This is a genomic window from Bryocella elongata (assembly GCF_900108185.1).
GTDB classification, from domain to species: domain Bacteria; phylum Acidobacteriota; class Terriglobia; order Terriglobales; family Acidobacteriaceae; genus Granulicella; species Granulicella elongata.
In genome coordinates, this window is sequence record NZ_FNVA01000001.1 from 1176920 (window position 1) to 1189874 (window position 12955).

Annotated in this window: 7 protein-coding genes; 3 read left to right on the forward strand and 4 right to left on the reverse strand. The window is 58.2% G+C overall.

From position 1 onward, the window contains the following. Nucleotides 1-34: 34 nt before the first annotated feature. Together C4S68_RS04795 and C4S68_RS04800 are read right to left on the reverse strand one after the other, a co-directional pair. Entirely contained in the window at nucleotides 35-1315 is a 1281-nt protein-coding gene (locus C4S68_RS04795) for an oligosaccharide flippase family protein (protein ID WP_103931818.1), read from the reverse strand. Between the two features lie 22 nt (nucleotides 1316-1337). Further along, complete coding sequence (locus tag C4S68_RS04800; RefSeq protein WP_103931819.1) at nucleotides 1338-2687, reverse strand: O-antigen ligase family protein; 1350 nt, start codon at nucleotides 2685-2687, stop codon at nucleotides 1338-1340. A 361-nt stretch (nucleotides 2688-3048) separates the two neighbouring features. Between C4S68_RS04800 and C4S68_RS04805 the strand changes: the two genes are divergently transcribed. Then, complete coding sequence (locus tag C4S68_RS04805) at nucleotides 3049-4170, forward strand: alginate lyase family protein (RefSeq protein WP_103932192.1); 1122 nt, start codon at nucleotides 3049-3051, stop codon at nucleotides 4168-4170. Nucleotides 4171-4396: 226 nt separating this feature from the next. Here the strand turns inward: C4S68_RS04805 and C4S68_RS04810 are convergent, their stop codons facing one another. Both C4S68_RS04810 and C4S68_RS04815 read right to left on the reverse strand, forming a co-directional pair. After that, entirely contained in the window at nucleotides 4397-6433 is a 2037-nt protein-coding gene (locus C4S68_RS04810; protein WP_160114990.1) for an acyltransferase family protein, read from the reverse strand. 420 nt (nucleotides 6434-6853) lie between these two features. Next, entirely contained in the window at nucleotides 6854-8215 is a 1362-nt protein-coding gene (locus C4S68_RS04815; protein WP_200821468.1) for a hypothetical protein, read from the reverse strand. Nucleotides 8216-8464: 249 nt separating this feature from the next. Here C4S68_RS04815 and C4S68_RS04820 point away from each other — a divergent pair, with 249 nt between their 5' ends. Together C4S68_RS04820 and C4S68_RS04825 are read left to right on the forward strand one after the other, a co-directional pair. Further along, nucleotides 8465-11995 (forward strand): TonB-dependent receptor, encoded by a 3531-nt coding sequence (locus C4S68_RS04820; RefSeq protein WP_235011353.1) that lies wholly within the window; start codon nucleotides 8465-8467, stop codon nucleotides 11993-11995. 122 nt (nucleotides 11996-12117) lie between these two features. Continuing rightward, nucleotides 12118-12906 (forward strand): DUF1868 domain-containing protein, encoded by a 789-nt coding sequence (locus C4S68_RS04825; RefSeq protein WP_160114991.1) that lies wholly within the window; start codon nucleotides 12118-12120, stop codon nucleotides 12904-12906. Nucleotides 12907-12955: the final 49 nt, after the last annotated feature.

The window sequence follows — 12955 nt, forward strand, 5'->3', positions numbered from 1 at the left end:
ATAACAGCGACGTTTCCTCGACTTGGCTGTTTGACTAAGCGTTGGTTAATTGCTTCTGACGACTCCGCTCGGACACGATACTGACAAGCGCAAACGTAGAGATTGCAAGGAGACCGTCCGTGGCAATACTTGCCCACGCAGCGCCCCACCAGTTGAAGCGAGGGATCAGCAGAAAATTCAGCACCACGTTCACTCCAGCAGCGATGAGCTGCGCCGTAGTTCGCAGAGGCTGATGCCCCGAGCTCGTCAGGACGCTTCCCTGCATCTGATGGATCGCCCTGAACACGGGAATAATCGCCAGCCACCGCAACGCCAGCATGCTCTGCGCGAATCCCTTGCCTGCCAGCATAGGCAGCAAGGGCGCAAGAAGGAAAAGGGCTACACAGGTGACGGCCCCCAAGCCAATGGAACGGAGAAGGAATCGTTTTCCATAATCGGCAGAGTGTGCGACGCTCTTTCGGCCGTGCTCAAAAAATCTCGGCAGCGAGGCGTCCCGTAGAGCGTAGATCGGAATGGACGCCATATCGATCACGCGATATGCCATCGAATAGACGCCGTTCGCCTGGTTCATGCCGTAATGACTGAGCATGGACTTGTCGACGTCGTTGTACACCGAACTTGTGGACTGTGCGAAGGAGAAGCCAAATCCCTCCACAGCTCGCTGCCGAATCAACGAGAACTCGACCTTCGGCATGCCAAAGTTCTTGATCGCGAGCGACACCACAGACACGGCCCCGATCCCCGACACCAGCATGGACACGATAGACCACTGAAGAGCGCTCGCATGGTGAATCGACAAAAGCATCGCCGCCACTGCGAGCGTGCGCAATCCGTTGACGACGAGATTCGTTGTCGCAGTCACTCGCATCTTTTCGAAGGTTTGAAAAACCCGGCCGACGTCCAGGGCGAGTTGCGCGAAAAGACAGTTACCAATCGCTGCGTACACCACAAGCCGAGCGCTCTCTGGGTTGAGGAAGTGATAGGCCGCAACGGTAAGAGCCGCCGTTACCATCGAGCTCAGTACGAACGACACCACGAGGATATTGCCAAAGTAGCGTGCGTATTCCGACGGCCTCCCCGAGACATAGCGAAGAAAGACGCTACCCATTCCAATGGAACTGTAGGGCGCAAACAGACTTGTGAAGGCGAAAGCTCCCACGTAAACGCCATATTCACGACTTCCCACTAGTCGAGCGAGTAAGACAAAATTCAGCGCCTGAAAGACAATTCCGATGCCTTGTCCCATCAACAGCCAGCCAGCATTCCTCGCCAGCGTGCTGGCGCGAAGCCTAGCCGTGATCTCGTCTATTTTCATCCCGTTTCGCTTTCCCTTGGCGTCATGACCGCGTCGAGGGATCGAGCCGCATAAATCCTGTCCGCTCTATCAACTCGAGTTGGGATGTGCAATAGAGCACGAGGATCATACCAATAGCCGGGGTGTACATGATCACTGCGGCAGCAAAGCTCTCCACAAGAACAACAATCATGCAATAGATAAGCACCTCGAGGTGGGCTAGCGTATAACTAAGCACCGCTCTGCCGATATAAAAAATCGCCGAAATGATAATTGGCAGATACAGTGCAAAGCCGATAAACCCGTAGGTCAGTATGATCTCAAGGAAGTCATTATGCGAGCTCGAGACTTCCCATCCACCTACGCGCACGTCAGCATCGTAGGCCACGGGTGTGCCCCAGACACCATAAGTTCCGTAGCCGAGCAACGGCCGTCTACCTATAAGAAGCCACACCGCAGCCCATATATCGGTTCGATTCGTCAGATTTCGTGTTCGACCGAAGAGCGCAAGAAACGCGTCCAGATTTGTATATATCAGTGCCGTCGTGATGGTCCCTATCACGCCGACGATGATGATGAGCGGGAGACGAGACCGCTGGTCGAAACGGCGGATAAATGCCAATATCGGGACCAGCATCAGGATGATCCCAATAGCAATCCACGATTCGCGGCTGCCAGATTTGTAAACGCAGAACAAAGCCAGCACCATCAGGAGCCAACGCCAAGTACGGTCAGCGTTCGTCTGCGGCTTCAACCCCAGCGCTACTGCAACCCCTACGGCGCAGCCGATCCCCAAGTTGTTCTTCTGTGAGAAGACTCCCTGCCAGGAGCCAGCGATCTCATGATTTCTTGTTCCCTGATCGACCCCTACCATCGGAAATGCCACAGCGGCGATTATGCTGAGCACCATCAAGATTGTCAGCGCCCAGACGAGCATCCTAACAAACTGGACCCTCTTGAAGCGGGACATCAGGTAGTTGTAGTACAAGAAGACGCACACGGAGTCGATGGAAGGCCGGATGAACGCTTTGAGTGTGGCCGTCCCCCAAAATCCGCTCGCCAGTCCAAATAGTAGAAATGCCAGCCCGAAACGACACGTCCACAAGTCCAAATGAAGCCGAAAATTCGTCCGGTAGAACATCCAGCACGTGATGGTCCAAAAAATGATGTGCCAGCCCTGAAACTCCACCGGGGTCGGGTCAGAAATAAATGGAATGGAACCATTGATCGCCAGAAACATAAACGGGACGAGATTGAGAATCTCTTCCAGCCGAACTGACGAGATCATCAATTCATCGGCCTGCAAGCTCTGGGCCAATGGCCGATGTGAGGCAACCGGGGTTGTCCACGCTGCCGTCGAAATGTTTGTGGCCGGATTGGAATATTCGGGCATCACGTTCTCGAAGCGAGGATTGGCGGGGTACAGTAGGCTGAAATTGTGAGTTGGCGCGACGAACTCAGTATACCCGAAGGATCGGCAATGCTCTTGACGAAGCGGAGACAAGATGACGTCAGGAGGAGGTCAGGCTCGACTACTGGCAAAGCGCGTCGGCTCCGCACTCGCCCCATTCCCACAGCATTATGGACATTCGTCCAACGCGAACCCCGACTTAAGATCTAGAGGTCGCGCTTTGTCAGGGCCATACAATGCATCAAAGATGTTGTGTAGGGTTGTCCGCGAGCAAGAACTGCTGGAGTCCTTGCGCACAATGGGGCTTGAAGGAATGGACGACAACTGATCTCGGGAGTTGAACGTGAAGCCTACAACTAAATTCATCATTCTGTTCACGCTGGCCATATTTCACGCCGCCGCTCTCCGAGCGGAGCACGTCGTGAATCCGAAAGCCTCTCTTATCGACGTACGGGCTCGTCAGGCTGAGCTCCGGAACAACCAGGACTTTCGTGTCAGCATGGCAGTGAACGCGCAACCCATGTGCTCTGTGAAACGTCTCGTGGCAGCTCCTCCCAGTCCGATGGTGATCAAACCCTACTATCTGAGCGGCAGCAGCGGACCTACGGATCCGGAGGCCATTGCACAGATGAACGTGTACAACGACTTCGAAAAGCGGATCACTGCTGGAATGAATCGTTACGTCGCTCTCGGAGACGAGGGAGAAGCGCAGTGCGCGCAGAGACAGATCGACGAATTTGCGAAGGGTGGCGCCTTATTGAGCTTCAGCTTCAAGGTCTATCCCCAAACCCTGTATCAGGTGGAATGGACACTCTCGTCGGCGGCCATCACAGAGTCGGTTCTGATGAACGATAGGAACCTAGACCAGGCCATGGTGAAGCGTGACATTGCGTGGATGAACCAGGTCGCACAGAAGATGATTCAGGGCGATAAGGAATATGGCGTCCTAAACAATCATCACTACTGGACTGGACTCGCAGCGGTTGCTGTGGGGGTAGTATCCTCCGACGATTCCTTGTTCACGTGGGGCGTCAATGTATTTCGCTCGGCCGTAAACCAGTTGAACAGCGCGGGCGCGTTTCCCCTCGAGATGTCTCGTTCTGAACTCGCAATTCACTACGATGGTTTCGCGTTGCAAGCGCTCATTCCACTCGCTGAGTTCGCGGAGCGGCAGGGAGTGAATCTCTACGCTTACCGTTCGCCTACGGGCAAAAGTATCTCGGACGCAATGAACTTCTTCGCGAGTGCTGTAGCCGACCCCTCAGTGGTCAACTCGTTCCAGAGCGCACCTCAAAAGCTGGACCCCGACAATTCCGACTTTTTCTCGTTCGCTGAGTTCTATGCGAGACGCTTTGGGTCTCAGATGCCCTCATCTATGCGGCGAATGCTACGGCGACCAAACTACTCGTCGCGCATTGGCGGAAGCACCACAGTGCTCGCCGCACCGCTCGTAACCCCTCGCTAAGACCTCGAATGGAAAGGTCATCCGTCAGGAAAAATCCGTAGTTCAATGGTAATCTCCGATATGCCAAGCGCCTGCAGGGGCTGTTCGTTCCATCCACTGGGCGGACGCCACCCCTGATCCACGGAAAGTAGGAAATCACTCTTCCGACTCCAGGAAGAGTGATTTTTGGTCGGGTTGCTATATCAGTTTCCATTCGCTGATCATCGAGCGCTCGGAAGGGAGTGCTTCAATTTTGTATTTCAGACTGCAACAGAGACTGCTGGTGGGCCTGGTCGACGGCCTGAAGGAATGAAGGAAGAAGCAAGTCGTTTCCGAATGCAGAGAGATGATCCGTGTCGAAAAAGAGGGGCTGCCCATTGATGTAGGCTGGACATTGGGATGCAGGGCAAAGCAATTGCGCCGGCTCCCAAATCGACACGCCACGAATTCCCGCCGCCACCTCGGCGAGCCCCCTTCTTGGAAGCAGCGTCCGATCCCATCGCGCTGAAGGACTGATCTCGGACATTGCATTACAAACTGGATTGGACCGGTCAAACCAGTCAGCACAACGATCAAGGGGTGATGGCATAACAGGCTTGACGCCCTCCACGATTACCGCTGCTCCGTGCGCGGAAAGTTCCATGACGCGGCTCCTGCTTGTCGCCATCACGGTGGGATCCAATGGCATAGGCTCGACCATGTCGCCTTCGAAATTCCGATAACGCGTCGTCGATAGATTTGCCAATACGATAACGTCTCCCGGTCCCGCGGAAGCTTTCAGTTTCGCCTCTGTCATCTGTAGAAAATCCCTGCAGCCACGCACCTCGGGAAAATGCGAAAGCGGAACTGATCGGCAAGCGCCGAGGGTAAATAATTCGACATGGTACTTACCCATTGCTGCGATTCTCCACGCAGTACGCTCATATGCGCCAGAATGCGAATCGCCGAAGATATAAAGATGGGAAGCGCCAGAATTAACACAGCGCGCGGTGAAGTCAATCATAAGGCCTGAGCCAAACGCGCTCGCATGCTTGGTAGCGGCGCACCCGACCGGCATGGGTGGCTGTCGATAAGGATCCCAGACCCCTACATTGTCAGGCGCCGCAAGGCCCCACCTCGGCTTAAGAAAACGCGTACCGATACAAAATAATCCGACGACAACGGCCGCGACTCCGTAGCGAATGAAGAGTCCTGCAGAGGGAACCTTTGCTCGTTCCGTCTGATTGTGAAACCGCAACTCCACGAAATAATAGCTGAGACAGCTGCATAGCAACATGATCAGAGCGGCCAAAATCTGCATCCGCAAAGTTTGGGCCCCAAATGTCCACCTAAAGAAAACAAGAACCAGCCAATGCCAAAGATATAGAGAATAACTTACATTTCCTATCCAAACTGGTAATGGCGATGAGAGAAGCCTGTCAATCCAAACTCCAGGATGACACCATAATGTACCTATAAGTAACGCAGTTGCGAGGCAAGGCAGAATTGCGCCAGGTACGGGAAACTTGCCAGGCTGCGTAATGATCAGCGCCAGCGTAAGCGAAGCAACAGCTACCAGACCCAAAACCGCGGCGAAGGATGAGGTCCGCCGTCGCAGCCGTTCCGTCCCTTCAGGACTCAACGCCAAGCGGAGCAGGAAGCCCAGCCCCAGTTCCCAAAATCGAGTCGGGAGCATGTAGAAAGCAAAACCGGGATTGTGTTTCGACGCCCAGGCAGCCCCCAGCAACGAAAGCACGCTTGCCGCAATCACGGCCACTACAGTGAGCGTCCGATGCTTTAGGTTGCGTTGCGATTGAACAAAGATTAGGTACGAGAAGATAGGAAACAGGAAGTAATACTGTTCCTCCACCGCTAACGACCAAGTGTGAGTAAACGGATTCAATTCGCTCGATACCGCGAAGTAATCTGCGGTTTTCGCCCACAGGATGAGATTGCTGAGGCCTACAGCCGCGGACGCACCCGTCACTTCAAAGAATTTCGTCTCCTCAACTAACGGCACAAACAGCATCGAAATGAGCGCCGCGACGATTAGGAAGGCATACAACGCGGGCAGAATACGCACGAAGCGGCGCTTGTAAAACCATCCGACATACTGAATAAAATTCTGGTGCGTGGTATCAGCCACCGAATGTGCTACCACGAAGCCCGAGATTACAAAAAATACATCGACACCTACGAAACCTCCCGGAACCCAGGCAGCGTTGATATGATAGGCAATAATCGATATAACAGCGATCGCTCGCAAGCCTGCGATCGATCGGACATAGCCCCGCGAACCGGCCATTCCACGACCTCTCTGGATTCCAGTACCCATATTGACCCTTGAAAACAACAGGGGATTGGTGTGTGTGTGTTTCCTGAACCAATTCTACTTTGAAAGCGCGCGGTTCCCTTCCACATTGGACCGAGATGAGCGCCAGCCGAAGTGGCCACGTGCTCATATTTTGCTGAACACGAAAATTGAACGTTCGTCGCAAACTCAATTTTGAGCGGTGTGCAGACCATAGCGGTATTGCTAGCCGTCGGGAACAAAGTTCGCCCACGAGAGGACTCTGCGGTGACATGGGCGCACCCGCTCTATTGCTATAGAGGCCTTGTTCGAGGCTTCTTTTCCTGGAGCCGTGGTGGTCGGCGTTCCGTATGACCCGTCCACATTGCCTGCCTGGCTGCTTTCAGCGGACAGTCCCTGCCATTCTGCAACGCCCTACTTATGCACGCGCCAGGCGAGGAGATTGCCATGCACAGCGCTGGCGCCCATGTTCTGCGTGCCCAGCAACAGCTCGAAGTGAGGGATTCTGCCGCCGCGGAGTTCGATCTTCCGGAGGAATGGAAGCAGCTCCGAGTCGTCCGCGAGGAAGTCCCAGGCGGCCTCGGTGCCAGCCATGGAGGTTCCTTCAATGATGAGGGCGTTTCCGTCGCCGGAGAGGTTTGGAACAAACGCCACAACGCCAAAGACCTGGTGCTGCGGATCGTCGTTTACGGAGTCATAACGAGCGAGTTCTCCGGGAAGCGGCGACCGATTGAAGACCGAGAAGACCCGGGCCTTGTAGTCGTTCTTGAGCACGAAGTTCATGTTGGGCTCGAAGAGCTCCTCCCAGGGATTGGCCTCAGCCGCCCCAATGAGGATGATGTTGCCGTCCTTGAGATCGTTGGGTCGGACATCGCGGGCATAGCGCACCTGCAGGCTGCTCTGTGCGGCCTGGGCGGTCTCGGCAAGCTTCACTGCCGCCTCGAGGTCCACGATCGAGGTGTAGCGTCGGCCATTGAAGTCGGTGCGGAGCGCCCGCATCTGCGCCGGCATGGCGGGATCGGGCGGCGTTCCGTTGGGGCTGCGATAGTCGCCGACGATGTATTCACTGAGTGGCACGGTGCGCAGGTCGATCGCATGCGAGAGCACCAGGCCGGAGTCGGCGGGGATCACCAGGGTGGGGTGGCCCGGTTGAAACATCTGGCTCCACAACGGATGCCTGGCCGGAGGGATGCCGGGGCTGCGGTGAAGGTTCAGCGACAACAAGACGATCAGCGCCAACGCGAGCACACCGCAAAGAGTCCAGGGAAGGCGAGAAGTCATGCGCTGCGCAAGCGATGGAGCCGGCTTTTCAGGTGGCAGCGCAGGTCCGATCAAAGGCCGCAGCATCTCCGGGGGAGCCGGAGAATGCGGATCTTCCGCCGCGCGGCGCGGAGCGAAGACCGGCACGTAGCCGCCCTTGGGAATCATGAGCCGAATGGACTCTTCGGCTCCCTCCTGCTCGTAGTAGAGATCAAGCCGCTGCCGAAGGCGGCTGGCCTGGGTGCGAACGATTCCGTCGACGGAGGAGTCGTAGTCCTGGGAGCGACCGAACACGGCCCGCCCAATGGTCTGTTCGCTCAGTTCGCCATCGCGGCCCTGTAGCGTCATGTCGCAGAGGTGCGTTAGCAGCGAGGACAGTCGAACGCTGCGCGCGAAGGTGGGGCTGCTCACGATCCGGCGCACGAGCTCGCGCTGAACGACTTCAGGCCGGTTCGGGGAGGCAGCACGGAAAGACGCTGCCTCACCCGTAGAGCGTTCTCGCTTGAGTGTTTGCATGCGAAGCGTCCTCAGTCTACTGCCGTGGACGTAAACAGCCGGTGAACTGTTCACGGGACTGTCACTGTATCGGGATACACACAACTTGCACAAGCTATTGACGCGCTGGGACTTAGCGCTGTATCGGAAGCGTCACGGTGAATTCGCTTCGAGGACAGGTCCGCCCCTGCTACCCCTGTGTCGGACACCCCGAAGCCTGCATTCTTCCGCTCAAGTGTCCGCTTGAACCGATTTCCAGGAGCCTAAGCAATGTTTTCTGAATCCCCGAATCCCCGCCGGCGCTTTCGTCGCCCACTGATGGCGGCCCTCTGGCTGTTCCTGTTCACAGTCAGTACGTGGCAGCTTGCCCGCGCGCAGTTCGATTCCGGCGCGGTGCTCGGAAATATCAAAGACCCTTCCGGCGCATCGATCGGCTCGGCCACCGTGGATCTGACCAGCGTCGCTCGAGGCACCAAGGTGAGCCGCCAGACCGACGCCGGCGGCAACTATGAGTTCGACAGCCTTCAGCCCGGGGACTATACCGTGTCGGTATCGGCTCCCGGCTTCCAGGGATCGAAGACCGACTCCTTTCGTGTTGAGGTCGGAGCCCGCCAGCGCGTCGATCTGAAGCTCGCTCTCGGCACGGCCACAGACACCGTCACCGTCTCCGGCGCGGCATCGCAGCTGGAGACAGAGACCAGCGATCGCGGTCAGACGATCCAGGGCCAGGAGGCTGTAACGCTGCCGCTCAACGGCCGCTCCTATGCCGACCTCGCGCAGCTGGTCCCGGGCGTGCGCCGCTCGCTCATCGCGACCGTAGCCTCGACGCCGCCACGTGATGCTTCCTATGACGTCAACGGCCTGACCTCGATGGACAACAACTTCACTTTGGACGGCATCGATAACAACGCCTACCAGGAGGCGAACCAGGGTTACTCCAACGAGGCCGTGATTCCCTCCCCCGACGCTTTGCAGGAGTTCAAGGTCCAGACCGACAACTACTCGGCCGAGTATGGCCGTGCCGGCGGCGCCATCGTCAATGCGACGACCCGCAGCGGCACGAATGCCTTCCACGGCGGCGCGTACGACTACTTCCGCAACACGGTGCTCAATGCCTTTGGCCCTTTCTACGGTACGGGCATCAAGCCCACGCTGGTGCAGAACCAGTTCGGCGGAACGTTCGGCGGCCCGATTCGCCGCGATCGCCTGTTCTTCTTCGTGGACTACGAGGGCCTGCGATCTGTCTCGCACGCGCTGACGACGGCTACGCTGCCCACCGCGGCAGAACTCACCGGGCTCTTCACGGTTGACGGCACCGCCTCAGGCACGCCCATTCCGATCAAGAACCCCTACACCGGCGTCATCTACAGCAACGGCCAGGTGCCGTTGACGGATCCCAATATCGATCCGGTCGCACTGGCAGCGTTCAAGCTGCTGCCGACGCCGAATATCGCTGGTGCGAGTCTCACCGCAGCCAACTACCAGTACTTGCCAGCTTCCCCCACGGTCGACAATAAGGGCGATGTGCGCGTGGACTACATCCGCAACGATCGCCAGAACGGCTTTGCCCGCTACAGCCAGCGATCGGTGAGCTACTTCCAGCCGCCACCGTTCCCCGGCGCAGCGGGCGGCAACAGCAACGGCACGCTTTATGCACGCACCTGGCAGGGTGTCGCCGGCTACAACTGGGCCGTCACCACCAACTCCGTGCTGGAGCTGCGCTACGGCCAGACCTTCACCGAAAGCGGCAAGAGCCCTGTCTTCCTCGGCGCACCGAACTTCCTCGCCGGTATCCCCAATGTTCCCACAGACCCGGCTTACACCGGCGGCCTCAACGCTCAGGCTGTTTCGGGCTTCACCCAGTTCGGCGAGCAAGGCACCAATCCGCAGTACAACAATCCCATGCAGATCAACCCCCGCGTGAACTACACGTGGGTGCGTGGGCGTCACTCCCTCAAGGTCGGCTATGAGTTCGGCTGGCTCTCGCAGATCATCTCCGACTTCCACCCGAAGTTCGGCCAGGATACCTACTCAGGCGCGTTCAGCTCTGCGGGTAGCTCCACCACGGCCCAGGCCGCCAACCTCGCCGACTTCCTCTTCGGCGCACGCAGCAACTACCAGCTCAACGCCTTCAACGTCGTCGACTACCTCCGCTACTGGCACATGGGCTATCTCCAGGATGACTGGAAGCCTCTGCCTTCGCTGACGCTGAACCTGGGTCTGCGCTATGAGTTCATGTCGCCGAACTACGAGAAGAACAACAAGTTTTACAACTTCGATCCGACCGGCGATCGTCTGCTGGCGGCAGGCAGCGGAACCGATGTGAACAGCACCGCGCCGGGCAACGTCTACAACCTGCACTATGTGGGCGGAAGCGGGCTCTACAGCCGTGGACTGGTCAATCCGGTGCACACCAACGTCGCTCCTCGCGTCGGCTTCGCGTACCAGGCAACGCCGAAGACAGCGCTGCGCGGAGGCTACGGCATCAGCTATGCCTATCTCTTCCGCTTTGGCGGCGAGGGCCTGCTGGCCTACAACGGACCAAACAACTACGACGCCACGTTGCCCAACAACCAGACACCCAGCCAGGGCCTCTGCACGTCGCTGACGCAGGACCCGACGACCTGCTTCCGCCGCACGCAGGACGGCTACCAGACGAACTTCGCCGGACCGACGAACTTCTCCACCATCAAGGCGCAGACACGCTATACCCCGGCGAACTTCAAGCCTGCCTACGTGCAGGCCTATCACCTCTCGGTGCAGCAGGAACTTCCCTTCCAAAGCACGCTGGAGGTCGCGTACGTCGGCAACCACACCGTGCACATCCCTGCGCTCGAGGACTTCAACCAGGCACGCACCTGCCTTGCGACCGAGATCCCGACAGCAACGCCGGGACAATGCACGACGTCGCTGCTCAATCGCAGGCCCATCGCGAACTTCACCGACATCCTCACCGAGAGCAATGCTGGCTTCCTCGTCTACAACTCGCTGCAGACCAAGCTGCAGCGTCGCTTCCGCAATGGCCTCTTCCTGATCAACTCCTTCACGTGGTCTCGCGGCATCGACCTGACCTCAGCCGATCTCGAGACGCAGAACGGCGACACGGCCGTGACCAACATCCGAAACACCGCTTCCGACCGTGGCCCCTCCGGCTATAACCAGCCGCTGAACAACACAACCTCGGTGATCGCTGATCTTCCCTTCGGCCGCGATCACCGCTTCGGCGCGAGCGCTCCGGGCTGGCAGCAGGAGTTACTTGGAGGATGGCAGCTCACCGCGATCAACGTGGTCACGAGCGGTGTGCCCATCAACCTGGCCTATACCGCGAGCAGCAACCAGGTGGTGTCCACCACCAGCGCAGCGTATGCCATCCGTCCCAACCTCACGGGATCGCCGAATGCGGTCTACGGACATACGCTGGTGAAGACCAACAGCGCGCTCAACGGCTACCTCGTCGCGGGCTCAGGAACGACGCCGCCTCCGGGCGTGTCGATCCCCTCACCGACACAGCTCTTCGGCAGCGCGGGTCGCAACGACCTCCGCGGTCCCTCCTTCGGCCAGTTCGATCTCGCGGCACACAAGCAGTTCACCCTCCCGGGAGACCGCTTCACAGCCGAGTTCCGTATCGAGGCCTTCAACGTCCTCAACGCCACGAACTACATCAGCCCAACGTCGAACGTTGGCTCGGTGAACAGCACGACGGGCTCACCGACCTACAGTGCGAGCTTCGGTAGCTTCACCGGCAGCACAAGCGTTTACCCCTCACGCCAGGTGCAGCTCGTGCTGCGAGTGAGTTTCTAACACAACCTGCATCGACGAGGCCGGCGTACGTTCGCCGGCCTCGGTCCTTCCTCTCAACAATCTCCTTCTCACCACTGGCACTCTGCCGGAAAGGCCCCCTCTTGTCTCATTCCAAGATGTCCATGACCCGCCGCAGCTTTCTGCTGCAGGCTTCCGCCGCGTCATCCGCTACCATGCTCTCCGCGACGCTGCTCGCCAAGGCTCAGGCCCCTCAAGCTGCGAACATCCCCAACCGCGATACCGTCCTCAAGTTCAATCCCGATGGCACACCGCGCCACTTTGCAGGCAACACGGTGATCTGCCACCTGCTTTCGCAATGCGTCCTGCGCGACGTCATGGTGGAGCTCCACGAAGCGATGAAGACTTCTTCCTTCAAGAGCAAGCTGGGCCTCACCTCGACCGACAGCTACCACATGACCGTGTTTCCCGGGGCGAACGATCTTGCCCGCAATGTATATGGCTGGCCCTCGTATGTTCCTGCCGATGCCACCATCGAACGCTGCAATGAGATGGTAGGAGAACGCATAGCGGCTGCCCGCTTCCACTGCGAGCTTCCATTGCGAATGCGCATCGATGCGAGCGCCACCAGCAACTACAGCACCGCTCTGAGTCTTCGGCTGGTGCCCGTCGACGACGCGGAGAATCGCAAGCTGCGTGCCCTGCGCGACGAGCTGGCTGAGGTCTTTGGCTTCCGCACCAAAGACCACGCCACCTATCAGTTCCACATGACCATGTCCTACCAGATCGGTGCATTCACCGCCCGGGAGCAAAGCGACTACCGGGCGATGATTGGCGCCTACGCGCCACGCATGGTGAAAGCCGCGCCTGTGCTGGAGCTTGCGTGCCCGGAATACTGCACCTTCGAGGACATGTTCCGCTTCGAGCCCAGGAAGCTCCTTGCCTGTAGCTGAGAACCGGGATCCCGTCTGACAAGCCTTGCGAGCCGGTGGCGCATCTTCA

Coding starts and splice junctions, on each gene's coding strand:
- C4S68_RS04795 (WP_103931818.1), bottom strand. CDS start 1,315: ATGAAAATAGACGAGATCACGGCTAGGCTTCGCGCCAGCACGCTGGCG.
- C4S68_RS04800 (WP_103931819.1), bottom strand. CDS start 2,687: ATGCCCGAATATTCCAATCCGGCCACAAACATTTCGACGGCAGCGTGG.
- C4S68_RS04810 (WP_160114990.1), bottom strand. CDS start 6,433: ATGGCCGGTTCGCGGGGCTATGTCCGATCGATCGCAGGCTTGCGAGCG.
- C4S68_RS04815 (WP_200821468.1), bottom strand. CDS start 8,215: ATGCAAACACTCAAGCGAGAACGCTCTACGGGTGAGGCAGCGTCTTTC.
- C4S68_RS04820 (WP_235011353.1), top strand. CDS start 8,465: ATGTTTTCTGAATCCCCGAATCCCCGCCGGCGCTTTCGTCGCCCACTG.
- C4S68_RS04825 (WP_160114991.1), top strand. CDS start 12,118: ATGACCCGCCGCAGCTTTCTGCTGCAGGCTTCCGCCGCGTCATCCGCT.